Source organism: Mycobacterium sp. 1465703.0, from assembly GCF_001672975.1.
Lineage (GTDB): Bacteria > Actinomycetota > Actinomycetes > Mycobacteriales > Mycobacteriaceae > Mycobacterium.
The window spans coordinates 1-25,479 of sequence record NZ_LZKU01000191.1 but is presented as its reverse complement, the minus strand read 5'-3'; the positions used below and the strand labels follow the sequence as shown (position 1 = coordinate 25,479).

The 25,479-nt window shown below is 65.0% G+C and carries 21 protein-coding genes and 1 pseudogene; 6 read left to right on the top strand and 16 right to left on the bottom strand.

The window, feature by feature from the left end; translation table 11 throughout:
* Nucleotides 1-36 precede the first annotated feature (36 nt).
* Nucleotides 37-504: an LppP/LprE family lipoprotein gene (locus A5625_RS17745; protein ID WP_066996717.1), complete on the bottom strand. Its 468-nt coding sequence runs from the start codon at nucleotides 502-504 to the stop codon at nucleotides 37-39.
* 328 nt (nucleotides 505-832) lie between these two features.
* On the opposite strand from A5625_RS17745, the gene A5625_RS17740 reads away from it, so the two are divergent.
* The 3 genes from A5625_RS17740 (at nucleotide 833) to A5625_RS17730 (ending at nucleotide 6,150) form a co-directional block, all read left to right on the top strand.
* The gene (locus A5625_RS17740) at nucleotides 833-5,062 is read left to right on the top strand and encodes a bifunctional nitrate reductase/sulfite reductase flavoprotein subunit alpha (protein WP_066996645.1); all 4,230 of its coding nucleotides are present in this window, start codon (nucleotides 833-835) and stop codon (nucleotides 5,060-5,062) included.
* A 152-nt stretch (nucleotides 5,063-5,214) separates the two neighbouring features.
* Nucleotides 5,215-5,475: a hypothetical protein gene (locus A5625_RS17735; RefSeq protein WP_197516143.1), complete on the top strand. Its 261-nt coding sequence runs from the start codon at nucleotides 5,215-5,217 to the stop codon at nucleotides 5,473-5,475.
* A 72-nt stretch (nucleotides 5,476-5,547) separates the two neighbouring features.
* A complete protein-coding gene (locus A5625_RS17730) occupies nucleotides 5,548-6,150 on the top strand; it encodes a rhodanese-like domain-containing protein (RefSeq protein WP_066996643.1) in 603 nt (200 codons plus the stop codon).
* Between the two features lie 72 nt (nucleotides 6,151-6,222).
* Here A5625_RS17730 and A5625_RS17725 read toward each other — a convergent pair whose 3' ends face one another.
* The 13 genes from A5625_RS17725 to A5625_RS17665 all read right to left on the bottom strand — a co-directional run bounded on the left by A5625_RS17725 (nucleotide 6,223) and on the right by A5625_RS17665 (nucleotide 20,174).
* A complete protein-coding gene (locus tag A5625_RS17725) occupies nucleotides 6,223-7,623 on the bottom strand; it encodes a hypothetical protein (RefSeq protein WP_156748319.1) in 1,401 nt (466 codons plus the stop codon).
* Between the two features lie 272 nt (nucleotides 7,624-7,895).
* Complete coding sequence (locus A5625_RS17720; RefSeq protein WP_066996637.1) at nucleotides 7,896-9,275, bottom strand: MBL fold metallo-hydrolase; 1,380 nt, start codon at nucleotides 9,273-9,275, stop codon at nucleotides 7,896-7,898.
* 36 nt (nucleotides 9,276-9,311) lie between these two features.
* Entirely contained in the window at nucleotides 9,312-9,818 is a 507-nt protein-coding gene (locus A5625_RS17715; RefSeq protein WP_066996634.1) for a CAP domain-containing protein, read from the bottom strand.
* A 14-nt stretch (nucleotides 9,819-9,832) separates the two neighbouring features.
* Complete coding sequence (locus A5625_RS17710; protein ID WP_156748316.1) at nucleotides 9,833-10,459, bottom strand: hypothetical protein; 627 nt, start codon at nucleotides 10,457-10,459, stop codon at nucleotides 9,833-9,835.
* Nucleotides 10,456-11,133, bottom strand: a complete 678-nt coding sequence (locus A5625_RS17705; protein ID WP_066996630.1) for an Mce protein — start codon at nucleotides 11,131-11,133, stop codon at nucleotides 10,456-10,458. The genes A5625_RS17710 and A5625_RS17705 overlap by 4 nt, the downstream gene beginning before the upstream one ends.
* Nucleotides 11,134-11,152: 19 nt before the next feature.
* Nucleotides 11,153-12,619: an MCE family protein gene (locus A5625_RS17700; protein ID WP_066996628.1), complete on the bottom strand. Its 1,467-nt coding sequence runs from the start codon at nucleotides 12,617-12,619 to the stop codon at nucleotides 11,153-11,155.
* The gene (locus tag A5625_RS17695; RefSeq protein ID WP_066996625.1) at nucleotides 12,619-13,740 is read right to left on the bottom strand and encodes an MCE family protein; all 1,122 of its coding nucleotides are present in this window, start codon (nucleotides 13,738-13,740) and stop codon (nucleotides 12,619-12,621) included. Before A5625_RS17695 ends, A5625_RS17700 begins: the two co-directional genes overlap by 1 nt.
* Nucleotides 13,737-15,095 (bottom strand): MCE family protein, encoded by a 1,359-nt coding sequence (locus tag A5625_RS17690; protein ID WP_066996622.1) that lies wholly within the window; start codon nucleotides 15,093-15,095, stop codon nucleotides 13,737-13,739. Before A5625_RS17690 ends, A5625_RS17695 begins: the two co-directional genes overlap by 4 nt.
* The gene (locus A5625_RS17685; RefSeq protein WP_156748314.1) at nucleotides 15,092-16,267 is read right to left on the bottom strand and encodes an MCE family protein; all 1,176 of its coding nucleotides are present in this window, start codon (nucleotides 16,265-16,267) and stop codon (nucleotides 15,092-15,094) included. Before A5625_RS17685 ends, A5625_RS17690 begins: the two co-directional genes overlap by 4 nt.
* Nucleotides 16,264-17,292, bottom strand: coding sequence for an MCE family protein (locus A5625_RS17680; protein WP_066996619.1), 1,029 nt, complete (start codon nucleotides 17,290-17,292; stop codon nucleotides 16,264-16,266). The genes A5625_RS17685 and A5625_RS17680 overlap by 4 nt, the downstream gene beginning before the upstream one ends.
* Nucleotides 17,289-18,557, bottom strand: coding sequence for an MCE family protein (locus A5625_RS17675; protein WP_066996616.1), 1,269 nt, complete (start codon nucleotides 18,555-18,557; stop codon nucleotides 17,289-17,291). The genes A5625_RS17680 and A5625_RS17675 overlap by 4 nt, the downstream gene beginning before the upstream one ends.
* A gap of 4 nt (nucleotides 18,558-18,561) precedes the next feature.
* Complete coding sequence (locus A5625_RS17670) at nucleotides 18,562-19,410, bottom strand: ABC transporter permease (protein ID WP_066996614.1); 849 nt, start codon at nucleotides 19,408-19,410, stop codon at nucleotides 18,562-18,564.
* Complete coding sequence (locus A5625_RS17665; RefSeq protein WP_066996611.1) at nucleotides 19,407-20,174, bottom strand: ABC transporter permease; 768 nt, start codon at nucleotides 20,172-20,174, stop codon at nucleotides 19,407-19,409. Before A5625_RS17665 ends, A5625_RS17670 begins: the two co-directional genes overlap by 4 nt.
* Nucleotides 20,175-20,771: 597 nt before the next feature.
* On the opposite strand from A5625_RS17665, the gene A5625_RS17660 reads away from it, so the two are divergent.
* The 3 genes from A5625_RS17660 (at nucleotide 20,772) to A5625_RS17655 (ending at nucleotide 22,994) form a co-directional block, all read left to right on the top strand.
* On the top strand, nucleotides 20,772-21,575 hold the full coding sequence (locus A5625_RS17660; RefSeq protein ID WP_066996608.1) for a Stf0 sulfotransferase family protein: 804 nt from the start codon (nucleotides 20,772-20,774) through the stop codon (nucleotides 21,573-21,575).
* A gap of 142 nt (nucleotides 21,576-21,717) precedes the next feature.
* A complete protein-coding gene (locus A5625_RS29675; protein ID WP_197516142.1) occupies nucleotides 21,718-21,870 on the top strand; it encodes a hypothetical protein in 153 nt (50 codons plus the stop codon).
* Nucleotides 21,864-22,994, top strand: a complete 1,131-nt coding sequence (locus tag A5625_RS17655) for a YeiH family protein (protein WP_066996605.1) — start codon at nucleotides 21,864-21,866, stop codon at nucleotides 22,992-22,994. Before A5625_RS29675 ends, A5625_RS17655 begins: the two co-directional genes overlap by 7 nt.
* 99 nt (nucleotides 22,995-23,093) lie before the next feature.
* Here A5625_RS17655 and A5625_RS17650 read toward each other — a convergent pair whose 3' ends face one another.
* Nucleotides 23,094-25,118 (bottom strand): family 2A encapsulin nanocompartment cargo protein cysteine desulfurase, encoded by a 2,025-nt coding sequence (locus A5625_RS17650; RefSeq protein WP_066996601.1) that lies wholly within the window; start codon nucleotides 25,116-25,118, stop codon nucleotides 23,094-23,096.
* Nucleotides 25,105-25,479: pseudogene (locus A5625_RS17645) on the bottom strand (hypothetical protein); the annotation flags it as partial. The pseudogene A5625_RS17645 and the gene A5625_RS17650, both read right to left, overlap by 14 nt.

Sequence of the window (25,479 nt, the reverse complement as noted above, 5' to 3'; positions counted from 1 at the left end):
TGACTGCGCGGCCACGGAAGTCATTGCGCTGAAACGTTATTGGTTCGGAACCTTGCCAAGGGTCTGCAGCTTGCCATCGGAGCCGATCCGGAACTTCACCGTTCCGATGCCGGTGGGACAGCACAGCTGATCATTTCCCTTCTGCCACTGGTACTGAACGGTGACGGTGTCATCCGAGGGCGGTAGCACGGTTATATACGGCTTCGGGTTCGACGTCGGGGTACCGAGCGGCCTGTTGTGGTCGAAGAAGATCAATTGTTGCGGACTTGCTTCATTCGCGATCGTCGGGATGATCTGCACCCAGTGCAGGCGGCAATTCCGGGTATGCCCCCGCCCCATTTCCACCCAGATGGTGCCGGGAATGGCGATGGGAACCGCGGTGATTGCCCGGCGCACGATGTCCGCCGTCGGCCCATCGGACTCCTTGCAGGTGTCAGGTCGGGCTTGTGGTGGCGCGGTGGGCTTCCAGCCGCAGCCGGAGGCCAGCAAAACCAGAAAGATCACAATGAGCGGACGCACGCGGTGAGCTTAGCGAAGACTGTGAATGTCCCATCGGTTTGGTCAAAAACCCCGTTCTGAGAAGCGTTTCGCGGGGCGTACTGACTAACCTCAAGCGGGTTGGGCAGTCAACGGTGACCTGCGATAACGCAATCTCCAGCGGTAAATCCCCCGGCGATTTCACACCGGCGAGTTGGCCGTTGAGAGGAAGAAGTAAACCGGGGGAAATTTCGGGCAGCGGTGCCGAAACATGCCTGCTCCACAATGAACTCACCTGATACGGAGCTAACCCGTACGCACTCGACGGAGGGACGTGAGCGTGGCGAGGGAGTCCATGGCGCCTAAGCACGCCGTGAACACCATGTGCGCTTACTGCGGCGTCGGGTGCGGCATGGTGTTGCAGGTCACAACGGATCCGAAAACGGGCCGCGATCACGTCGCCAAGTCGGTTGGAAACAAAGAACATCCGGCCAACTTCGGCCGATTGTGCACCAAAGGCGCCACCACGTCGGACATGCTTGGCGCGCCGGGCCGGATGGACTCGGCGCATCTGCGGGCCGAGCGCGGCGAACCGCTCGAGCCCGTCGACATGGATCGGGCGATCACCCAGTGCGCGAAGCGGTTACGGGCGATCATCGATGAGCACGGCCCGGATGCCTTCGCGATGTATGTGTCGGGCCAAATGTCCATCGAGGCACAGTACCTGGCGAACAAGCTGACCAAGGGCTTCATCGGCACCAACCAGATCGAGTCGAACTCCCGACTGTGCATGGCCAGCGCCGGTTCTGGGTACAAGCTCTCCCTGGGCGCGGACGGACCGCCGGGCTCGTATCAAGACTTCGATCGCGCCGACGTCTTCTTCGTCACCGGTGCGAACATGGCCGACTGCCATCCCATCCTGTTCCTGCGCATGATGGACCGGGTCAAGGCCGGCGCGAAGCTGATCGTCGTCGACCCGCGACGCACCGCGACCGCCGATAAGGCGGATCTGTTCCTGCAGATCGCGCCGGGATCGGATCTGGCACTGCTCAACGGACTTCTGCACCTGATCGTCGAGAACGGCCACACCGACACCGATTTCATCGCCCAATTCACCGAGGGCTGGGAGGTGATGCCCAGTTTCTTGGCGCAGTACACCCCCGACATGGTCAGCGCGGTGACCGGTATCGCAGAAGAAGACATTTGCACAGCGGCCCGAATGATCGGCGAAGCCGAGAATTTCATGAGCTGTTGGACGATGGGCCTCAACCAGAGCACCCACGGCACCTGGAACACCAACGCCATCTGCAATCTGCACCTGGCCACCGGCGCGATCTGCAAGCCGGGCAACGGCCCGTTTTCCCTCACCGGCCAACCCAACGCGATGGGCGGCCGCGAGATGGGTTACATGGGGCCGGGTTTGCCAGGCCAGCGTTCGGTGGCATCCGGCGACGACCGCGAGTTCGTCGAGAACCTGTGGGGCATCCCGCGAGGAACGCTGCGCACCGAAGTCGGCAGCGGCACCATCGACATGTTCGCCCGGATGGCCGGCGGAGAAATCAAGGCGTGCTGGATCGTCTGCACCAATCCCGTTGCATCCGTGGCTAATCGAAAGACGGTGCTGGCCGGGCTAGAGCGCGCCGAATTGGTGATGGCCCAGGACGCGTTCTTCGAAACTGAGACCAACGCATACGCCGATGTGTTGTTGCCGGCCGCCTTGTGGACCGAATCCGAAGGGGTCATGGTCAATTCGGAGCGCAACATGACGCTGTTCCAGCCGGCGGTACCGGCGCCGGGCCATGCTTTGCCTGACTGGCAGATCATCGCCCGGATCGCTTGCGCGATGGGATTTTCGCAGGCGTTCAGTTACAGCTCCGCCGAAGAAGTCTTCGAAGAGATCAAGCGGTTCTGGAACCCTACGACCGGCTATGACCTGCGGGGCGTCAGCTACCAGCGGCTGCGCCAGAGTCCGCTGCAGTGGCCGTGCGCACCGGGGAGCGACGGCGACCGCAGCCCGATCCGCTATCTCAATGACGGTGTCAGCCAGACGCAGTTGATCCGCGAGGACGGCAGCGTGCCGCGGTTGGCCTTCCCCACGCCGACAGGTCGTGCGGTGTTCTTCGCCCGTCCGCACCTGCCACCCGAGGAAATGCCCGACGACGACTACCCGTTCCTACTGAACACCGGCCGCTTGCCGCACCAATGGCACACCATGACCAAGACCGGCAAGGTCGCCAAACTCAACAAGCTCAACCCCGGGCCGTTCGTTGAGATCCACCCGGACGACGCCGCGCGCCTGAATATCGCGGACGACGATCCGATTGAAATCGCCTCCCGCCGTGGACGTGCCGTGCTGCCTGCCGTCGTCAGTGACCGGGTGCGGCCCGGTAACTGCTTCGCGCCCTTCCACTGGAATGACACCTTCGGCGAGTATCTGTCGATCAACGCCGTCACCAATGATGCGGTCGATCCGATATCGAGCCAACCGGAGTTCAAGGCGTGTGCCGTCACATTGACGAAGGTCACTGTCTCTCAACCTTATTCGGACACCGAGATACCGGTGGCCGCCGACACACCAGAATCCGCGCCCACGGAGGTACGAGAAATCAGCGTGTCACAAGTCGATGCCCTCGGTGAATTACTCGGCGTGGCAACACAGCCCAGGCCGGAATTCAACGAGCTCGGCCGCTCATACCTTGCCGGGATGCTGTCCGGACTTCGTTCGGACGCCGGCCGCCGCGTCGGCGGGGTGCCGACCCTGCCGCTCAGCGCGCCCTTCGATTCCAGCACCCGGCTGTGGGTGGACGGCCTTCTGGCCGGATTGTTCTCGCGCACCGACGGACCCGAAGGGGTGGTGCCGTCCGAGGCGTCGCAAAATGCACCGGCCGTCCGGCAACCGCCCGCCGCGCCCGCCGACCCCAGACCCGCCGCCGCGCGGGCGCCCATCGTGGTGCTGTGGGCATCCCAGACCGGGAACGCCGAGGAACTCGCCGTCGAAATCGCCGCGCGATTGGGCACCGCCGAACTGCCGGCTGCCCTGCACAGCATGGACGACTTTCCGCCGGCCGATTTGGCGACGACTCGGGAACTGTTACTTGTCACCAGCACCACCGGTGACGGTGAGGCGCCCGACAACGGCGCGGGCCTTTGGCGGGCACTCACTTCCGACACAGCACCGCGATTCACCAATACCCGCTATGCCGTGCTCGCATTGGGTGATTCCAATTACGACGACTTCTGCGGTCACGGGCGCAAACTCGACGCACGCCTGGCCGAACTGGGAGCGACCCGCATCACCGATCGGGTGGACTGCGAACCGGACTACGACGACTCCGCGTCGAAATGGATCGGCGACGTCATCGAAGCCCTGACCCGGACGCCCACGTCTGTCGGCGGGGATGGAAGTACGACGGCGCCCGCCCGCACTTCCCCGGTTGCGGCGCCGTCCCGCCCGAGTGCGCCGAGTACCTACAGCAAAAAGCATCCGCTGATCACCGGCATCGTTCGTAACACCATGCTGAGCCGGCCGGAATCGACAAAAGACGTGCGGCACCTGGTTTTTGACATGCCGGAAGACTCGGTCCGCTACGAAGCCGGTGACGCACTCGGAGTGTGGCCGCGCAACAGCGACCAACTGGTGGACGAATGGCTGGCAGTCACCGGACTGAACGGACAAACCCCGGTCGAGGTCGGCGAGCATGGTCTGATGTCATTGCGCTCCGCGCTCACCGAGCGCATCGAGATCGCCCACATCAGCCGGGATCTGGTGCGGTTCGTGCAGGAGCGCACCGGCGACTCGACACTCGCGGAGCTGCTGAAGCCGGAAAACAAGCGCGCACTGTCGGATTGGACCTGGGGTCGCCAGTCCATCGACCTGTTGGCGCAGCTGCCGGTATCGGCCTCTGCCCACGAGTGGCTGAGGGTCCTCAAACGCCTTCAGCCGCGCCTGTACTCGATCTCGTCGAGCCCCAAAGAATGCCCCGGCGAGGTTCACCTGACGGTCTCCCCGGTGCGCTACAACTTCCAGGGTGTGCCGCGGCGCGGGGTGTGTTCGACCTACCTCGCCGACCGTTCCCCCGGCGATCGGGTCGCCGTCTATCTGCAGTCTTCGAGCAATTTCCGGCCGCCGAGCGAGTCGGACACACCGATGATCATGATCGGGCCCGGGACGGGTATCGCACCGTTCCGCGGTTTCCTGCAGGAACGACGGGCGCTCGGCCACACCGGACCCAACTGGCTGTTCTTCGGTGAGCAGCACGCCGCCACCGACTTCTACTACCGCGACGAACTCGAGCAGATGCGCGACGACGGGTTCCTCACCGAGTTGGACTTGGCGTTTTCGCGGGACCAGCAGCACAAGGTCTACGTACAGCACCTGATGCGCAACCGTGGGGCGCAGCTATGGAGCTGGTTGCAGGATGGCGCCCAGCTGTACGTCTGCGGCACCGCGGATCCGATGGCCAAGGACGTCGACCGAGCGCTCTGCGAGATCGCGGCCGAGTTCGGCAAACTCGATCCGGAGGCGGCAAAGGACTATGTCCAGTCGTTGAGCGCCGACAAGCGCTACCACCGCGACGTTTACTAGCGCAACCGTTCCCGGACGCCGAACCTGTTACACAGCGGAAACATCGCACACCCGTCGCCGAAACTTCCGCGTCGCACGATGCACTCGTTAGGTCGCGCGCCTGAAGGAGTGACGTCATCGTGGCTCGGGAGTGTGATGGACCCGATCGGGTCATCAAGAACGGCTGCCCGCTGCAATGCGGGCTGCGATACGGCAGCATGGCCGAGGACCAGGTCGACTGGGCGGGACTGCCTGTCAACCTGGACTTCGCGTTCTCGCAGGATCAGCGCGACAAGGTCTACGCGCAGCATCTGATGCGCAGGCGCAGTTGGCAGTTCGGGCCGTGGCGGCACGGTGCTCACGTGTGTGTTTGCGACATCGCCGACGAGCATGACGGCGCGGAAACGCTGCAAATCGTTTCAGATTCATACTGATCGAAACGTCACAGACTTCCGCCGGCCGGGGTAGTCAAGAGCACAACGCATTGCTCACCCCGGGAGGACAGCATGACCGCGACGACCGCCGATGCCATCACCTCGGTCGAACTTCTCGAGTTGCTCGAGTCATCCACCGCCCCAAGCCTTGTCGACGTGCGCACGCCGGCCGAGTTCGAGACGGCACACATCACCGGGTCCTACAACGTGCCACTCGACGTGGTGGAAAATCATGCCCGCGAGATCGCCGGGCGTCTCGACAGCGGTCGCGGCGTCGTGCTGGTGTGCCGTTCGGGACAGCGCTCGACGAAAGCCCAAGCGCTGTTGCAAGATGCGGGATTGACCGGTGGGCGTGTTCTCGAGAACGGGATCAACGACTGGGAAGGGCGCGGCTTCATCGTCGAGCGCGGGGCCCAGCGGTGGGAACTCGAACGTCAGGTGCGGCTGGTGGCCGGATCGGTGGTGTTGTCCTCCGTCCTTGGCAGCCTCGCCGTGCCGCGGCTCAAATGGGTGGCCGCCGCGATCGGCGGCGGACTGACTTTCGCGGCTCTGACCGACACCTGCGCGATGGCCACGGCCCTGTCCAAGCTGCCCTACAACCGTGGTGCGACATCGAACGCCGAGGCGGTGTTATCCCGACTCGGCGACCCAACCGGGAACGCAAAAGCGGTCTAGCCAAACCACTTTCGCATCAGCGTCCGGCACCCGTCCAGCGGCCGTAACCGCAAGAGCGGGTCGCGGCATTGACTACGGCGCGTTCCCTTGGGGACGCCGTTTGATTTTGGCTTCGGCCTCAAGCCGCAGCCGGATTGCCCGCGCACGCGCCTCGGCCGCCCGAGCCTGGGCTTCGGCGGCTTCTGCTCCCGCCCACACCTCGGCGGCGCGGGCTCGTGTTTCGGCGGCCTCCGCACGCGCCCGTGCCTCGGCGGCCAGCGCTTCGGCTTCAGCGGCCTCTGCGTGCGCAAGCTCCCGCGCCCGCGCCTCGGCGGCAAGCGCCTGGGTTTCAGCGGCCTCTGCGCGTGCCCGCGCCTCGGCGGCCAGCGCGTCGGCTTCAGCGGCTTTGGCCTGCTTGCGGGTTTCAGCGGCCAGGGCTTGGGCCTCAGCGGCTTCGGCCCGTTTCCGGGCCGCGGCGGCCAAGGCTTCGGCTTCGGCGGCTTCGGCCTGCTTACGGGCCTCGATGGCCCGAGCTTCGGCTTCGACGGCTGCGGCGTGTGCGCGCTCTCGCGCCCGCACCTCATCGGCCAGCGCCTGGGTTTCGGCGGCTTCCGCCTGCGCCCGCGCTTCGGCGGCCAGTGCTTCCGGTTCGGCGGCTTTGGCCCGCTTGCGGGCTTCGGCCGCGAGGGCGTGGGCTTCGGCGGCTTTGGCCTGCTTGCGGGCTTCGGCGGCCAGTGCTTGAGCTTCGGCGGCTCGCGCCCGCTTCCGCGCCTCGGCGGCCACCGCTTCGGCGGCCGCGGCCTCTGCGCGCGCCCGTTCTCGCGCCCGAGCCTCGGCCGCCAGCGCTTCCGCCGCGGCGGCCTCGGCCTGCGCGCGCGCCTCGGCGGCCACCGCTTCGGGTTCGGCGGCCAACGCTTCGGCGGCAGCGGCTTCTTGTTGTGCCCGTGCTTCAGCGGCCAGCGCCTCGGCTTCCGCCGCCAGCGCTTCCGCTTCCGCGGCAAGGGCGTCGGCGGCGGCCGCGTCGGCGCGCGCTCGCGCCTCGACGGCCAGTGCTTCGGCCTCGGCAGCCAGCGCTTGGGCCGCGGCGGCCTCTGCTTGCGCCCCCGCATCGGCTTCGGCTTCTAACTTCGGCGGCGGCGGCTTCTCTTTAACCGGCGTCCTGGGTACCACCGTCCGGGGCTGGTTGACACGCGGTTGACGGTTCCGCTTTTGGTCGCCGGGGGCGACCTGCGCCTTCTGTTCAGCCACTCGGTACGGACCGGCCAAGTAATCGATCAATACCAAAGCCACTCCGGCAAGCACCACCAGCGGCAGGGCCAGTGACGGGCGGGTGACCATTCCCCAGATGCCGGCAACCGTCAGCGGCGCCGCGAACAGCACCGCGGCCCCCGGATACCGATTGCCGAGGTCGAGGAGCGTCGCAGGGACTGCAGAAGCCCGCGCGGCCCACGGAAGCCGGTCCGGCTGACCCACGACGACTCTCTGAGATCCCACGATCCCTCTCCATCCACGGAGACGCTGGCACATAAGAATATCCTGTGAGCGGCCGTAACGGTGGTTTAACTGTTTGTGTCTCGGCAGCAATGTCGTCACAGGACCGATCGGCGGGAGCGTCGCCGCTCGCTCAGCGATTTCACGAACCCCTATTTTTCTGGGCTGACCTCACCAAATGAGATTAGGTGAGCGAGTACGCGCGTGATGCCGAACTTTTTTTCAGGTGGCAGGGCGCGAGCGAATCGGGTGGCCCCGCGATACTTGCGGACGGACTATCCCGTCGGCAGTTGGGCACCCGTCCAGGCACCGTACCCGCCGAGCAGGTCTGACACATCGCCGAAGCCGGATGCCCGAAACACGCTGGCGGCCACCATCGACCGGGTACCACTGGCGCAGTAGACGACGACGGGCGCAGTCCGATCGATCCCCGACAACGAATCCTTGAGTGCCGGCAAAGGAATCACGTCGGCGCCGGGAATGATCCCGTCTTCCACTTCTCCCAGCCCGCGCACGTCCACGACCTGCAATCGTGGTTCCACGTCGCGCAATCCGGCGAGCTGATGGACGCTCAGTCGCGAAGCGGACGCGACGAGATCGCCTCGCCGGGTAACCACCCGCGCAAGATCGCGTAATTGACCGACCACCCGGTCGAAACCCACCCGGGCGAGCCGGATCTTGGATTCCTGCGCGTGCACGGGATCACCGACCAGCACGATGTCGACGTCTGGAGACAGCACATTGCCGGCCCATTCCGCGAAGCGCCCCTGCAGGCTGACATTGACAGCACCGCGCAGATGGCCGGAGGCATAGTCACTGGGCTCTCGCGTGTCCAGCAGTATCGCGCCTTGCTCGGCGAGGCGCACCACGTCGTCGATATCCAGCAGAGGCGGCGGATCCTTGTCGAGCAGTGGGTGCGCCTCGGTGTTGCGCTTGGAGTCGAACTCGAAGTAGGGCGGCTGCACCGATTGCCCGTCGGTTATCGCAGCGATGAACGCGTGCAGGTCGGGCTTGTTCAGCGCATAGTTGGTCTTCTTCTGGTCGCCGATGGTCGAACTGGTCTCGCTCGACAGTTGCTTGCCGCAGGACGATCCCGCGCCGTGCGCCGGGAACACCCGGGTCGCGTCGGGCAACCTCAGTAGCTTGTTGTGCAGGGAGCGGTAGAGCGACTCGGCGAGTTCCTCGGCGGTGATGTCCGCGGACGAGCACAGGTCCGGGCGCCCGACGTCTCCGACGAACAGCGTGTCGCCGGTGAGGACACCGTAGGGCACCTCATCGCCGGGGTGTTCATAGACCACAAGGCATATCGACTCCGGCGTGTGCCCGGGGGTCGCCAGGACCTCGAATGTCACCTCTCCCAGCGATATTCGCAGTCCATCGGGTAGCGGTTCGATCGGGAATTGGACGTCGGCTTTATCACCGTAGGAGATCACCGCCCCGGTGGCTTCGGCCAACTCCAGGTGGCCGCTGAGGAAGTCGGCGTGAATGTGCGTCTCGATGACTCGCTCGATGCGCAGCCCGTGTTGTGCCGCTTCCTCGAGATAGATGTCGATGTCACGGCGCGGATCGACGACCACCGCGCGGCCGCTGCTTTCGTCTCCGATGAAGTAGGAAGCCTGCGACAAACAGCTCAGGTAGTGCTGCGTGAAGATCATCAAACGCCTCCTTGGTCAAGATCTTTCGTCTGCCACTTACCGTTTGGGCAGGTCCGGCTGCCCGTACACGGCCACCACCACGGTGCGGTCCATACTGTTGTCCGACCACACCCCGATGGTGTTATTGGCGCAGTCGCGGATGATCGCCATGTCGTCCGGGTTGGAATACCACTGGTTGACCAGCTCCAGGCTGCTGATTGCGATGGCCGGGTTGATCGCCACCGTCTCGGCGGCTCTGCCGCGGAAGCCGGCGGCGTTAGCACGGTCTTGTGGCGTTGAGCCGTCGGAGCCCGTGTCGCCGTTGATGTTGCGATTGCTCATCATGTCTTCGGCATGCCATTCGGCGGCGAGCGTCAGCGCGTTGTTCCTGACGACATCGTTCGTGCAACCCGCCTGGTGCTGCAGCGTGTAGACGGCGGAGACGACCGCGCTGTTGAGCCGCTTGTTGTCGGCATGTGCGTCCGGGGCGCCGACGGTGGCCGTGGCCAGCACGACGACAGCGGCAGGCAGCACGCGGGCGCATTGACGTACCGATACGGGCATGACGGTTCCTCGGATCACACCGGGTCGAAGCGTGAAACCAGCCACCGGCCGTTGACTTTGTCCAGCGTCATCCGCACAACAGGCTGGGTATCGGTGGGAGCGCCGGTACCGATGGTGACCGTCTGGTCGACATACACCAGGGCCACGGCGTGGTTCTCGGTCGCCGAAACAGATGCTGCCGCGTTGACTTTCGCCACCGACGAGATGTGCTTTTCTTTCGCACCGGGTACGACGACCTGACGGGTCAGCTCGGCATAGGCGTCTTTGAACTCACCGGTCAGCCGTTCGCGCGCCGCGTCGAGGTCCTTATCCACCGAATCGGCGTGATAGGACAACAAGGCGACCGCGTCTTCCCGGGCGGCCTGCACCGACTCGGAGCGCGCCAGTGCAAGATCGTCGGCCGATCCGGTCGACCACCTGAAGTAACCCGCGCCGAGCGCCAACACCAATGCGAGCCCTGGCAGTATCCAGTACGCGAACACCCGCGACCACACGATGGGGCGCTTGTCCCGCTTGGTCTTCGGTGGCGCGTCGGCCGACAATTCATCCGACTCGACGGCCGCCGTTTCCGGTTGCACGTCCTGTGGGTCCAGATCCTCGTCGGCCGTCTCGATTTTCACGTCTTCCTTCAGTGTCGTCATGGCACGAACACCACGTTCGAGACCTTGGCGTCATCGCCGGTCGATCGGACCTCGATGCGCATTCGCCATTCCCGGGGCGCCTCCTCGCCGCCGGCGGTGCGCGACTTCACCGCGACCGCGACCAAGACCTGGGCGGAGTCGCCCCGTTGGGATTCGAGTCCGGCATCGGTGACCGTACCTTGGGATTTCGACTGCGCCGCTTTGACGACCTCCATGAAGGGCTTGGCCCGCTGTTCGAACTCGTCTCGGAACGCGCCGGTGGCCAAATCGAGGATCCGCTGCACGTCGGCGTCGACCTGCGTGTAGTTGATCGTGGTGAGGTTCACCGCGCCCTGCCGGGCCGTCGCGACGTACAGGTTCTGCCGAGCCTGGGCGTCGTGCTTTTGGTAGGCGCGGTATCCGAGCCAACCGGACAGTCCGGCCAGCGCCGCCACGATGAGTCCGCTGGCCACCAGCGCCGAGGCGGCGCGCGAAAGCCGTCGTCCACGGGCGAGCGCACGCCACCGCGCGAGACGGCCCACGGGTGCACTTTCAGCACCGTCGCCGTCTTCGGACCCGGCCGTTTCCGGGTCGGCCTTGCCGGCCTCGGTGACGTCGACATCTGCTGCGGCGTTGATTTCCGTTGGTGCGTCGATATTTTCGTCGTTGGTGGGTGGATCAGCTGTGTCCGCCATAGTGCTCCTTCAGACTCTCTCAGGGTTGCGGGACAAGTAGCGATTGCCAGCTCTTGGCACGTGGATGGGCCAGGTCGGACTCGGTGTAGCGGCGCCCGTCCGGCCCGACGTAGTCGCCCGTGGCCGGGTCATAGGGCGCCACCGCTACCGGCGCGGGCGGTGACGCGGTGCCACGCGGCGGTGGCAGTCGCGGATCCTGGCCCGGCGGGTACAGCGGCACGCCCTGACCGCTGGTGGTGGCGTTGGGGTCGCCCTTCCAGTTGTAGCCGTCGTTGAGCGGCACGTACTCTTCGTCGCTTTCGCACAGCTCGATGGTGGGCGCACGCTTCCACGGCTTGGCCTCGCACGGAATATTGCGCACGCCACGGACATTGAACTCCGAGTCCTGCGGCACCCGGCAGAACAGGTCCGCCGCGGGCCGGTCCGGGGCGTCGACGCTGGCCGGTGAGCGGCGCTGCTGCGGCGGAAGGTATCCCGTGGTGCACGGCGGCGGCAGGTTCAGGTTGAGGTTGAAGTCCAACTGCGCACCCCGGTACTCCTGTTTGGTGTTCGAGCTCGGCACGATGATCGCAGCCATGGCCGCGATGCCTTGCGGAAGCAACACCAGCAGTTGCTCGATGTCGTGGCGGTAGACGACGGCGATGTCGCCGAGGCTCACCAGGTTCGCGAAAAGCACCGGCAACGCCGGCGTCACCCGGTCCAGCATCGCGCGGCCTTCCTCGATGCCGGAAGTGCCTTGTGTCAGCAGATCTCGCACCGCGGCATCCTGCGCTTTGAACTGCGCCATGATGGCCGCCGTGTGGCCCGCCCAGGTGGCGATCGCGTCCGACGTCTGCACCTGCGAGTTGAGTACCGCCGGGGACTGGTCGATGAGGGCGGCAAGCGGGTCGACGGTCCGGCCTCCGGCAATGGCCAGTGCGGTGGAGCCGTCGACGATGCGCGACAGCTCCGGCCCAAGTCCGCCCACCGCCCGGTTGGTCTGGTCGATCACCGTGCGCAAGTTGTCACGTGGAATCGCTTGCAGGGCACGGTTGGTCATGTCGAGCAGGTGCCCGATGTCGACCGGCACATCGACGTGACCGGCGTTGATAACGTCGCCATCGCGCAGCGCCCGGTGTTCGCCGGCCTTGCCCGGCTGCGGCGTCAGCTCGATGTACTGCTCGCCGATGGCCGATCGGCTGTGCACCGACGCCTGCACGTCAGAGGGCACCTTGACTCCCGATCTCAGGGCGAGCACGGCGCGCACCCCGGTGGCGGTGACCCCGACCGACTTGACCTGTCCCACATCGGTGCCGCGGTAAGTCACGACCGAGGTCTCATAGAGGCCACCCGACTGCGGCAGGTCCACGCTGACTCTGTATTCCCCGATCCCGAACAGGGTGGCGGGCAACTTCATGAAGTTGAATGCCATTGCGCCACAGGAAACGACGGTCACCAGAGTCAGGATTGACAACTGGATCCACGTCCGGCGATTCAGTCGAAGCATCAGTATCCCCCGACGTGGTAGGGATAGGTCAGCGGGTTGCCCCCGGTGACCGGACTCGGCTGCATGCCGATGGTGCGGCCCCACTGCAGTTCAAGCTGGGTGAGGTTGCCTTCCCACCGCGAGCCGGTGAACAGTCCTTGGTCGATGCGGCTCAACGTCAGATCGACCACCAGAGTGAGGTTGGCATAGTCACCGCGGAACCAATTGCGCACGGTGGATGCCGGCCATGGGTAGGTCACCAACCCGTCCAGCCCCTTGGTGAGCGAGGGCCCTGCATCGGCGAGCGACCGCAGCACCGGTGCGATGTGGCGCAGGTTGTTCACCAAAGATTCCCGGCTCTGGTGGATGGTGTCGGCGGCGATCGCGCTGAATTTGCCGACCTGATCGATGGTGTCGGCGATCTTGACGCGCTCTTTGGCCAACACGTCCAGCGCCTTGGGCACGGACGTCAAGGCTTTGTCGACGACCGCGTCGTTGCCGGCGACCTGCCCGGCCAGGGCGTTGAGGTTCTCGGCGGCGGCGATGATGTCGTCGGTCTGGTCGTTGGTGCGGGCGATGAATTCGTCGATCTGGCTGAGCAGACTGCGCATGTCGTCTTCGCGGCCGGCGAAAGCTTTGGCTACCGCCTGAGTGATTTCCTGCAGCTGGCCGATTCCCCCGCCGTTCAACAGGATTGACACTGAGGCCAAGGTCTGCTCGGTGGTGGGATACAGGCTGGCGCGCGACAGCGGGATGACCGATCCCGCTTTCAGCAGGCCGACCGGCGCCTCGCCTTTGGGTGGGGCGAGTTCGATATGCATCGAACCGAGCAGGCTGGTCTGTCCGAGCTTGGCGGTCGAATTGGCCGGCAGGTGCACATCACCGTTGATCCGCATGGTGACCAGCGCGTGCCAATCTTGCAGCTCGATCTTGGTGACGTTGCCGACGTTGACGTCGTCCACCCGAACCCGGGTGTTCTCCTGGATGGTGACCACATCGGGCATCTGGGCCTGAATCGTGTACGAACCCGGTCCCCCGCCCGCAGTACCGGGCAGGCTGAACGAATTCAGACCGCGCCAGCCACACGCCGATAGGCTCGCCATGCACACCAGTCCCAGCATTGCGGCCACTGCGCGCCTCATGACGGTCCCGTCGGAAGCATCAGGTTCTGCAGCACCTCGATCGAATTGGACGTCGTGTTCGGCGACGGCGCGAGTGGCGCCTCGGCGGGTTGCGGCGCTGCGTCGGGCGCCGGCTGCTCCGCAGGCGGTGGTGGGGCGCCATCCGGCGGCGGTGGCGCGTCGGGCGGTGGCGGGGGCGTGTACCCGGGCCGCAGCCAGTCCTCGCTGTAGGTGATTTCGCTGGGCCGGGCCTGCGTGCCGACGAAGGGGTTGATTCCCGCCGGAATGTAGTTGTAGATGCGGTTTTTGATGATCGGGTTGAGGTATTGCAAGCACAGTTTCGAGACCCGGGCCAGGCGCGCGCGGGACGCCGCTTCGATCGAGCTGCAGATGAACTGCGGGATGTCGGCGAAGTTGTTCAGGGCCAGGATGCCGGTCATCGCACTCTGGGCCGGCTGGTAGATGTTCAGGAAGTTCTGGAACACCGTCGGCGCGATGTGCAGGATCTGTTTGATATCGCCACGGCTGTCGTTGAGCGCCGTCGTGATGGAGCCCAGCCGGTCGAACGTGGTGCCTACGGCTTCTCGGTTCTCGGCGAGGAAATCCCGCACGTCGGTGAGCGCCCCGTCCAATGACTTCAACGCGGTGCCGACCTCGTTGGGGGTGTTCGACAGCAGCGTCGTCGCGGCGGCCAGGTTGTGGTTGAACGAAGCCAGCAGATCGCTGCTGGAGTACAGCGCCGACACCAGCAACTGGAGATTACGCACGGTGCTGAAGATGTCGTCGGCGTGATCGCCGAGCGCCGAAATCGCCTCGGAGAGCTTGAGCACGCTGTCGCGAGCGGTGTCTCCCTGTCCGCGCACATTGTCTGCCGCCGAGTCGATGAACTCGCCAACGGAATTCACCCCGCCCGGGCTGGTGGGCTGCAGGGCGTCGGTCAGCTTCTCCAGCTGCTTACGAAAGTCGTCCCATTCGACCGGAACAGCGGTGCGGCTGAGGGGAATCGAGGAGCCGGCGGTCAACTTGGGACCACCGGAGTACGCCGGAACGAGTTGGATCGCCCGCGACGTCACCAGCGACGGTGACAGGATGGCGGCACGAGCATCGGCCGGGATCGAGTACTGCTTGTCAACCGAGAACGTCACCTTGGAGCTGGTCGGCTGCGGCTCGATCTTGTCGACCACCCCGACTGCCACGCCGAGTATCCGGATCTCGTCACCGACGAACAGGCCATTGGCCTCCGTGAAATACGCCGAGTAAGTGTTCTTTTCGGCGTCCTTCCACAGTTTGTCGACGACCAGAAACGACGCCACGGTCAGCGTCAGGATCAGGCTGGCGGCGGTTACTCTTCGGAGGATGCTTCGACTCGTGCTCACGGCGCATCGAACTCATGCGGCGAGGGCGGCGGGATGGTCCGCACCGGTGGTGTCGACGGTGGGGGCGACGGCGGCTGGGACCACAGCGGCACTGGCGCGTTCTCCGGCGGCACCGGCGGGCTGCCAGTGGGCGGGTCCACTGCCTCCGACGGCAGCTTCTGGTTGGGATCCAGGAACCGGTCATACATGTCCGCATCGAGAACCGGACCACCGATCTGGCCGGGAACCAAGTTGGCCACGTACGCCTTGAAAAATGGTCCAGAGCCCAGGCATTCGCCAAACGACATCGCATACCGTTTGAACTTGGGCAGCGTTTTCTGAATGTCTTCCTTGCGGTTGTCCAGAATCTCGAGGACGCCGTTGAGCTTGTCGAGGGCGGGCTTGAGCTGGGTTCTGTTGTCGTTGACCAGTCCGGAGATTTGATGTGACACCTCGGTGAGGTGGTTCATCAAGGCGTCCAGTGAATCTCGTTCATCGAGCAGTGCGGCCAGCAGTGCGTTGGAGTTCGCAACCAGCCCGGCGATCTGTTGGCTGCGCTTACCCAGGACCGTCGACACTTTGTTGGCGTTGCCCAGCAGGCTGCGAAGCTGTGCGTCACGACCGTTGAGGGTGTCGGAGAACCGGGCGACGCCCTCCAACGCGGGCCGCACATTGGCCGGTGTCGCTTTCAGCGTGTTGGCCAACGTCGTCAGTGCTGTGGACAGTTGGGCGGTGTCCAGCCCGCTGATGGTGGTCGTCAAATCGCCCAGCGCGTCCGGCAGCTCATAGGGCGAGGTGGTGCGTTCCAGGGGAATGGTGCCCGATAACTTCCCGCTTCCACGCGGAGTCAGCTCGAGCATCTTGGCGCCCAATATCGTTTCGGTTTTGATGGCCGCCTCGGTGCGGTCGCCCAAATCGACGCCCTTGCGCACGGTAAAGCCCACCCGGACCTTGGTGCCTTCCAGGCGCAGATCGGAAACCCGACCCACTCCCATCCCCGAAACCCGCACGGTGTTACCCGATTTGATGCCGCCGGCCTCGGCAAAGTAAGCGGCGTAGTCATCGGTGTTCTTGATGAACGGCAATTTGTTGTACTGGAAGGCGACAACGGTCACGCAAGCCAGGATGACGGTTCCCATCACGCCCAGCACGAACGGGCTTCGCCGGTCAGCCTTGGGTAGTTTCAACTTCATTGCGGCGTGCACCGCCCACTGGGCTGGCCCAATAGTTTGACGAAGATCGGGTTGCCCCCCTTACCGTTCAGCTTGAGCAATACCTCGCAAAAGTAGAAGCCGAAATAGTCGCCGTTCAAGCCCTGCCGGGCGAGCACCTGGTAGATGTCCGGGAGGTCCGTGAGGAGCTTGTCGACGTACTCTTTGTCCGAGAGCACCTGCCCCGACATGCGATCCGTCTGGTGCACAACGTCTTTGATCGGCTGGCGGGACTGAGCAAGCAGGTCGGTGATCGAGCCCGCGGCCGCGTTGACGTAGGCGAGCCCGGTGGAGATGTCGTTTCTGCGTTGCGCCAACCCGTCCACCAACTGAGCCAGCTTGTCTACACCGTCGGAGAATTCGCGGTCGCGTGCGGCGAAGGTGTGCAGCACGGTGTTCAGGTTGGTGATCAGCTGGCCGATCAGTTCGCTGCGCCCGGCCAGGGTCGAGGTCAGTATCGAGGTTTGGGAGAGCACCGAAGCCAGCGTCCCGCCCTGTCCCTGAAATATCCGCAACAGTTGACCGGACAGCGCATTGACCTGGTCGGGATCCAGCGCGCGGAACAACGGGCGGAAACCACCGATCAGGGCGTCGAGGTCGAGGGCGGGCGAGGTCCGGGCCAGCGGAATGGTGGCGGCCGGCGGCAGCCGGCGCGGTGATCCCGGGCTCTCCTCGAGCGCGAGATAGCGGTCACCGATCAGGTTTTCGTAGCGCACCACGGCCTTGGTGCCCTCGCTGAGTCGCACTCCTTTGTCCACTTCGAAGTCGACGGTGACGGTGCCGTCGCGGTGCAGGCTCAGGTCGCCGACCTTGCCGACCTCCACCCCGGCGATGCGCACGAAGTTGCCGGACTTGAGACCGGAGATGTTGGTGAAAATCGCGCGGTAGCCGGTGCGGTCCTCGAAGCGCAACTGCCCGAACACCGCGATCAGCGCGAAGGTGAACAACAGGCAGACCGCGGTGAAGGCGCCGACCCGCAGGATGATGCTGGATAGCTTTCTTCTCATGGCGGTGGCTGCCCCCCGCGCCAGAAGTAACGTGGCGGTTCCGGCGGGTTCTTGGTGGTCGGGAACCAGTTGGCCCACCACGGATTACCGGCAGCCACATTGGTACGGATCTCATTGGGGGCCGCGCCCCATCCGGTATCGGTCACCAGCGCACGCACCGGGAAGTTCGCGCTGGGATCGGGCAGCGAACCACAGCTGGGCTTGCCGCCCGGGCCGCCGGTCGCGTTGACCTTGGGCAGGTGTTTGGGGAAACGGTACGGGTCGTCGCCGAAAAGCAGTGCCGCGTCGAGGATCACCGAATAGCCGTTGCCGCCCAACGCGTCTCGACCGCCGTGGTCGACATACCATTGGGCGCCCTGGAATAGGCACGTGTAGGTCGGGGAGTATTTCTCCAGCAGCGCCATCGTCGGATCGAGCAGGTTCATGGACCGCACGATGTTCGATTCGTTCCGGCCGATCACGTTGATGCCGGTCTGGCTGAAGCCGATCGTCGACAGCAACAGGGAGTCCAGGGAGCGCTGGTTGTCCGTGATGGTCGCGCTGGTAGTCGTCGCCGAGTCCAGGATGGACAGAATGTTCTGCGCCGCATCGGAGTAGATGCCGGTCGTCTTGCCGAACAGCCGCCAGTCTTTATCGATCGTGTCCATGCGTGGATTGACGGTGAGTAGCACGTTGTTGGCGTCGGTGATCGCTTGTCCGATCCGATCGCCCTTACCGCGCACCGATTGCGCAAAGGCGGACAAGATGGCGTTCAGCTTTGCCGGGTCGAGCGCCTGGACTACCGACTGCAGATTCTCGAACACCGTGTTGACTTCCACGGTGACGTTGCGCGAGTGCAGCGTGGCGCCGGGCTTCAGGGATGTGGCGCTGGCATGGTCGGGAACGATCAGGTCGACAAATTTGGATCCGAACGCGGTGGTCGACTTGATCTCGGCCTCGAGGTTGCTCGGCAGATACTTGAAGGCGTCCGGTTGTATCTTCAGCTGAAGCCGGGCCGTCTTCACGTCGGTGCCGATCGAAGCGACCTGGCCCACCTGGACACCGCGCAGCTTGACCTTGGCGCCGTCTTCCATCACCAGTCCGGCTCGGTCCGACACCAGCGTGAGCGGGACGGAGGCCTGAAACTTGCCGGAGAACGAGGCCGCCGTCATCGCGATCAGGCCGCCGATCAGGAGGAACAGCGTGGGTGCCCACCAGATCGGGTCAATCTTGTTGGCACGGGACCTGTTTCGCTGGGATGCCCGGCGGTCACTGTGATTGCTCATCTGGTTATCCAGACAGGTTGAAGTTGCCGGACTGTCCGTAGACGGACAGCGAAATCATCAGGCACACGAACGCGGTGACGATCATCGATGACCGCACCGACCTGCCAACCGCTTCGCCGACACCCGCCGGACCACCCGTCGCGGTGAAGCCGTAATAGGTATGTACGACCATCACTCCGGCCGCCATTGTCAGCGCCGCCAAGAACGACCAGAACAGGTCGGTGGGACGCAGGAAGGTGGCGAAGTAGTGCTCGTAGACGCCTCGCGACTGCCCGTACACATAGATCGTGAGGAACTTCGCCGCGATGAACGACATCAAAACGGCGACCGCGTAGAGCGGGATGACGACCAGGATGCCGGCGATGATCCGGGTGGACGCCAGGTAGGTGATCGCGCGGATCCCCATCACCTCCAGCGCGTCGATCTCCTCGTTGATACGCATCGCCCCGAGTTGCGCCGTCGCACCGGCACCGATCGTCGCCGCTAACGCCAAACCGGCGGTGCAGGGTGCGATCATCCGGACGTTCAAGAACGCCGAGAGGAAGCCGGTCAGCGCTTCGACGCCGATGTTGGACAGCGTGTCGTAGCCCTGCACGGCCACCAGGGCGCCGGTGGTCAGGGTGAGAAAGCCGATGATGCCAACTGTGCCGCCGATGACGGCCAATGCGCCTGTGCCCATTCCCATCTCGGCGATCAGTCTCAGCAGTTCCCCCGGGTAGCGCCGTATCGCATCGACGGTGGCGGTCAAGGATTGCCCGTAGAACGCTGTCTGCTCCCCCAGCTTGCGGGTGGAATCCACCAGCCGGGGACCGAAAGTGACGAACCACGATGGCTCGCGTGCGGCATCGGTCATTTGGCCGTCACCTTCACACCGAGCGCGGTAGTGAGAATGTTGATGAAGAACAAGGCCATGAACGAGAAGACGACCGTCTCGTTCACCGCGTTGCCGACGCCGGTTGGGCCGCCGCCCACCGACAGGCCCTTGTAGCAGGCGATCAGACCAGCGGATAGCCCGAACAGGGTCGCCTTGATCAGCGAGATCACCACCTGGGGTAGCCCGGTGACCAAGGTCATTCCCGCGATGAACGCACCGGGAGTGACGTGCTGGACGAAGACGACGAATATGTAGCTGCCGGTCAGCCCGGTGACAGCGACCACCGAGTACAGCAGGACCGCGACGAACGTCGCCGCGATGATGCGGGGAACCACCAGCGCCTGAACCGGATTGACGCCGATCACCTTCATCGCGTCGATTTCCTCGCGGATGGTGCGCGCGCCCAGGTCCGCGCACATGGCGGTCGACCCGGCACCCGAGACGACCATCGCCGTGACCACCGGCCCGACCTGGGTTACCGAGGCCAGTCCGGCACCGGCACCGGAGAGATCGCCCGCACCAATCTCCACCAACAGGATGTTGAGGACGAACACGATGAGCACCGTGTACGGAATCGACAGCATGATGGTCGGAAAAATGGAAACCCGCGCGACGAACCAGATCTGCTCGAGCACCTCACGCCACGCCCAGGGCCCGCGCACGGCTGCAACCAACGCCTCGGCGCTCAGCAGGAAGAATTGGCCCAACGCGTTCATAGGCCTCGCGAGGGTCGTCGCGTTCACGCTGCTTGCCCAACCCAACGGCGGTCCTTGACTCAACCCCGACCCCCATCTTCGTAACGACGCTTATACGTTCGTAATGCGCTGGCCCTGGAGCAAACAGCACCGTTTACCTGCGCCACTTGTCTGCTCGAGCGCATAGATGAGGGAATGTACGGGCAAAACGATGCCCGGCGTCAGGTTTGCAATCAACAAGAAGGAATGTGAGCGGTTGCTCTGAGCTCAGCTATCGCCCACGAAATACGACAGGCCGTCAGCCTGCGTGAATTATCGGTGTCGGTCTGACGCGCGGAGGCCCGCAGCAGGACCGGCACCCGACCGGAGGTGCGCGCAGACGGCGGGGACGGCCGGCCGGAAAGCCCGGGTATCTGCCGGAAACACGTTGCGATACAGCCCTTCTCAAGGCAGCACGGCATTCACCGCTTACGCGGTTCTCCGTCCGCTCCGAAACCAGTTGAGCACTCACGGCCACCGTCCCGTTCGGCTGTCATCGCCGAACGCCACAGTTTCGGGTAAGGGCGGTCCAACGCAAGGGTTTCCTTCAAAGTGACCGTAATCGCGCCAGGGTTGGGATTCGGCAATTCTGGTTAAACTCTGCCGGTGACAAACAGCCCGTCGTCATACTTGGTATTGGCGTCGCAGCGCAGCGGCAGCACCCTGCTGGTCGAATCGCTGCGCGCTACCGGGGTGGCCGGCGAGCCACAGGAGTTTTTTCAGTACCTGCCGTCCACCAGCCAGTCTCCGCAACCACGCGAGTGGTTCGCGGGCGTTGAAGACGAGTCGATCCTGAGCCTGCTCGATCCGCTGGACGTCGGGACGCCAGACCTGGCGCCGCCCGACATCTGGCGCGCCTACATCCGCACCGTCGGTCGGACACCGAACGGCGTCTGGGGCGGCAAGTTGATGTGGAACCAGACGCCGCTGCTGCTGGACCGCGCGAAGAACCTGCCCGACCGCAGCGGCGACGGCCTGCTGGCGGCGATCACCGATGTGGTGGGCGAGCGGCCACTGCTGATTCACGTCTACCGCCCCGATGTGATTTCGCAGGCGGTGTCGTTCTGGCGGGCGGTGCAGACGCGGGTCTGGCGAGGCAGGCCCGATCCGGCCCGTGATGCCCGCGCCACCTATCACGCCGGCGCGATCGCCCACGTCGTCACCATGCTGCGTGCACAAGAAGAGGGCTGGCGAAATTGGTTCGCCGAAGAAGACATCAAGCCCATGGACATCTCCTATCCGGTGTTGTGGCGCAACCTGACTCAGGTGGTGGGATCCATCCTCGAGGCGTTGGGGCTGGACCCACAACTTGCGCCAGAGCCGGTGCTCGAGCGCCAGGCCGACCAGCGCTCCGACGAGTGGGTGGACCGCTACCGTGCCGACGCCGAGAAGCACGGTCTGCCAACCTGATCACACCGCGGCCGCCAAGCTAAATTCAGCCCGATCCAATCACTTGGATGTGGCACGCCCGCAGGACACCATTCCGGTCAACAGGATGCGGCTTGAAGAAGCCGCCATAGGTGCTTGAGGAGCGCTCATCGTGGGTGAAAGCGTGCCAACTGACACAACGGATCCCGACGTTCCGTACGGGCCGAACTGGACGGACCGGCTCGGTGCGGTGTCGGTGGACTGGTGGGCAACGGCGGTGGCGGGCGTGATCGTCGCGCTGGCAGTGGCCAACGTGCTTCCGAAGATCCCGTGGTGACCGGCGTGAGCACCGTTCGGGTGGAGCCCGACGAAACCTCGGCCGAAACCACCTTCACCAGCACCCGTCCGCTCGATTATGTGCCGGGCATCCTGCTGCTGATCGGCGTCGGGGCGCTGGGCAAGTACGCCCAAATCTGGTGGAACGGCCTGGCCAAACACCAGCACTGGACCGTGCCCGACATCGAATATGTGTTGTGGGCGATCGTGATTGGGTTGCTGATCACCAACACCGTCGGGCTGCACCCGATATTTCGTCCGGGTGTGCTGACCTACGAATTCTGGCTCAAGGTCGGGATCGTCGCGCTGGGCTCGCGATTCGTGCTGGGCGACATCGCCAAACTCGGTGGAATCAGCCTGGTGCAGATTCTGGTGGACATGACCATTGCCGGAACGATCATCATCGTGGTGGCCCGCGCGTTCGGGTTGTCGGGCAAGCTCGGTTCGTTGTTGGCGATCGGCACGTCGATCTGTGGGGTGTCGGCCATCGTGGCGGCCAAGGGCGCGATCCGGGCCCGCAACGCCGATGTCAGCTACGCGATCGCCGCGATCCTGGCGCTGGGTGCGGTGTCCCTGTTCGTGTTGCCGCCCCTGGGCCATGCGATCGGCCTCAGTGATCACGAATTCGGTTTGTGGGCGGGGCTTTCCGTGGACAACACCGCCGAAACCACCGCGACTGGATATCTGTACTCCGACCATGCCGGCAAGATCGCGGTGTTGGTCAAGTCCACCCGCAACGCGCTGATCGGGTTCGTTGTGCTGGGTTTCGCGCTGTTTTGGGCGGCCCGGGGGCAAGCCGATGAGATTGCGCCGGGCGCCAAGGCCAAAGCCGCGTTCGTCTGGAACAAGTTTCCGAAATTCGTGCTCGGCTTCTTGGTGGTGTCGGCGATCGCCACCGCCGGCTGGCTGACCAAGGGGCAAACCGCCAACCTGGCCAACGTCTCGAAATGGGCGTTCCTGCTGACCTTTGCCGGTGTGGGGCTCAACACCGACATTCGTCAGATCGCGCGCACTGGATGGCGTCCGTTGGTCGTCGCGGTCATCGGGCTCACCGTCGTTGCCACCGTCTCGCTGGGCATTGTGCTGCTGACCTCACGCGTATTCGGTTGGGGCGCAGGGACCTAAGGGTTCCAGCGCCCCAACCGCATTGCCTCAGCCCGGCCGGGCGGGCGCTCGAGTCCCAACGCCCGGCTGGGCCGGCGTTGGGCACCCGGCACCGGCTGTTCAGCCGACGTTGGCACCGCCCTCGGCGATCCGGCGCACCGCCTTCAAGAACACATCGATCTCCTCAAATGTGTTGTAGAAGGCGAAGGACGGACGCACGGTGGCCTCCAGGCCCAACCGACGCAGGGCCGGCTGCGCGCAGTGATGACCGGCGCGCACCGCAATGCCCTCGGCATTGAGCGCCTTGCCCACCTCGAGCGGCTCGTGACCCGCCAGCACGAAGGACAGCACGCTGGCCTTCTCCTCGGCGGTACCGACCAGGCGCACACCCGGAATATCCGCCAACCGCGGAGTGGCGTACTCGAGCAACGCGTGCTCGTATGCGGCGATGCGGTCCACCCCCAACCGTTGCACGTAGCGCAGCGCCTCGGTCAATCCGACGGCGTCGGCGATGTTGCCGGTGCCCGCTTCGAACTTGGTCGGCGGTCCCTGGTACAGCGACCGTTCCAACGTGACATCGGCGATCATGTGGCCGCCGCCCTGCCAGGGAGGCGTCTCGGTCAGCGCCTCCTCGGTGCCATAAAGCGCGCCAATCCCGGTGGGGCCGTAGATCTTGTGGCCGGAGAACACGAAGAAGTCCGCAGCCAGCTCGGCGACGTTGATCGGGATGTGCTGAATCGACTGGGCGCCATCGATGAGCACCTTGGCGCCGTAGCGATGGCCCAACTCGACGATCTTGTCCACCGGAACGACCGTGCCCAAGGCATTGGACACCTGGCTGGCCGCGACCAGCTTGGTCCTCGGGCCCAGCAGTTCCTCGAACTCGTGCAGCAGCAGGTTACCCGCGTCATCGATCGGAGCGACTTTCAGGATCGCTCCGGTTTTCTGCGAAATCAGCTGCCAGGGAACGATATTCGCGTGGTGCTCAAGATGTGTAATGACAATCTCGTCACCGGGCTGCAGATGCTTGCCGCCCCACGCATGTGCCACCAGGTTGATCGCCTCGGTGGTGCCACGCACGAACACGATGTTGTCCGAGCTTGGCGCGCCGATGAATTCGGCCACCGTGTCGCGGGCCTCTTCGTAGGCATCGGTGGCCCGGGCCGCCAACTCGTGCGCGGCGCGGTGGATGTTGGAGTTCTCGTGCGCGTAGAAGTGCGCCAGCCGGTCGATGACCACCTGCGGCTTCTGTGTGGTTGCGGCGTTGTCGAACCAGATCAGCGGTTTTCCGTTGACGACCTCTTTGAGAATCGGGAAATCGGCCCGGACGGCGTTGACGTCGAAAACCTGGTGCTCGTCTGGAAATTGGGGCACCGGAGCGGCTTTGGTCAGGAAGTAATAATCCTGTTCGTGTCCGGCCGGCGCGTTCGATACCGATGCGGGCGCGTCAGACCAGCCCAGGTCGGTGACCGACGGCGCGTCGGGCAGCCACGACGGTGCCGAACCGCGCGAGCCCGCGGGTACCGGCGGTGCCGTCCCGGCCAGCACACCGGGCACGGTGGGCACGATGCCGGCGGGTACCGCGAACGCGCTCAGGTCGCCGCCCGCCCAGGGGGCCGCCGCTGCTGTCGTCGTATCCGGCGCTCCCCCGCGCGGGGCGACCGGCACAGTCTGCGGCGGCGGTTCCGGTTCGGCCGACGTCGGAGCCGGGAGGTAGATATCGGACACGCTGAGCCCCGGAACCGATGAGGGGTACAGATCGGCGGTTCCCGCCGCGGTCTGCGCGGCCGAGGTGGCCGCCGTCGTATCGGGCGCACTGCCGCGCGGCGCCACCGGCACTGTCTGCGGCAGGCTTTCGGCCGGCTCGGGCGACGTCGGAGCCGGAACGTAGACGTTGGAGAGCCCGACCAGCGGGGTGGGTCCCGGATACACGTCGGCGGTACCGGCCGCGGTCTGCCCGGCCGAGGTGGCCGCCGTGGCATCCGGCACGCTGCCGCGCGGCGCGACCGGGGCCGACTGCGGTGGACTGTCGGGGCCCGGCCGGATGCTGGCCGCATAGAGCTGGCTGGCCAGCGCGGCGAGTTCCGCGGCGCTGATAGGCAGGTCGCTTTCGGCGTCTACCGCTCGGTACTCACTTGTACTCATGGAACTGGTCCACGGCGACGTCGTCGAGCACGGCGAGCGCGTCGTCGGTGAGAACGGCCAAGGACGTGTACAGGGTGACCAGGTAGGTCGCGATCGCCGACTGGTTGATGCCGGTGAACCGCACCGACAGACCCGGCGCCTGCTCGCCGACCAGTCCCGGCTGGAACAGGCCGACCACGCCCTGGCGCTCCTCACCGGTGCGCACCAGGATGAACTTGGTCTTACCGTCCTCCACCGGCACCTTGTCCGACGGGATCAGAGGAATGCCGCGCCAGGTGATGAACTGCGCACCGAACAGGCTCACGACGACGGGCGGCACGCCCCGGTAGGTGGCTTCCCGGCCGAATGCGGCGATACCCAG

Bases quoted from the DNA above. Each gene is read 5' to 3' on its own strand.
- A5625_RS17740 (WP_066996645.1), top strand. From the start codon at position 833: ATGGCGCCTAAGCACGCCGTGAACACCATGTGCGCTTACTGCGGCGTC.
- A5625_RS17730 (WP_066996643.1), top strand. From the start codon at position 5,548: ATGACCGCGACGACCGCCGATGCCATCACCTCGGTCGAACTTCTCGAG.
- A5625_RS17720 (WP_066996637.1), bottom strand. From the start codon at position 9,275: ATGATCTTCACGCAGCACTACCTGAGCTGTTTGTCGCAGGCTTCCTAC.
- A5625_RS17715 (WP_066996634.1), bottom strand. From the start codon at position 9,818: ATGCCCGTATCGGTACGTCAATGCGCCCGCGTGCTGCCTGCCGCTGTC.
- A5625_RS17710 (WP_156748316.1), bottom strand. From the start codon at position 10,459: ATGACGACACTGAAGGAAGACGTGAAAATCGAGACGGCCGACGAGGAT.
- A5625_RS17705 (WP_066996630.1), bottom strand. From the start codon at position 11,133: ATGGCGGACACAGCTGATCCACCCACCAACGACGAAAATATCGACGCA.
- A5625_RS17700 (WP_066996628.1), bottom strand. From the start codon at position 12,619: ATGCTTCGACTGAATCGCCGGACGTGGATCCAGTTGTCAATCCTGACT.
- A5625_RS17695 (WP_066996625.1), bottom strand. From the start codon at position 13,740: ATGAGGCGCGCAGTGGCCGCAATGCTGGGACTGGTGTGCATGGCGAGC.
- A5625_RS17685 (WP_156748314.1), bottom strand. From the start codon at position 16,267: ATGAAGTTGAAACTACCCAAGGCTGACCGGCGAAGCCCGTTCGTGCTG.
- A5625_RS17680 (WP_066996619.1), bottom strand. From the start codon at position 17,292: ATGAGAAGAAAGCTATCCAGCATCATCCTGCGGGTCGGCGCCTTCACC.
- A5625_RS17675 (WP_066996616.1), bottom strand. From the start codon at position 18,557: ATGAGCAATCACAGTGACCGCCGGGCATCCCAGCGAAACAGGTCCCGT.
- A5625_RS17670 (WP_066996614.1), bottom strand. From the start codon at position 19,410: ATGACCGATGCCGCACGCGAGCCATCGTGGTTCGTCACTTTCGGTCCC.
- A5625_RS17650 (WP_066996601.1), bottom strand. From the start codon at position 25,118: ATGAGTACAAGTGAGTACCGAGCGGTAGACGCCGAAAGCGACCTGCCT.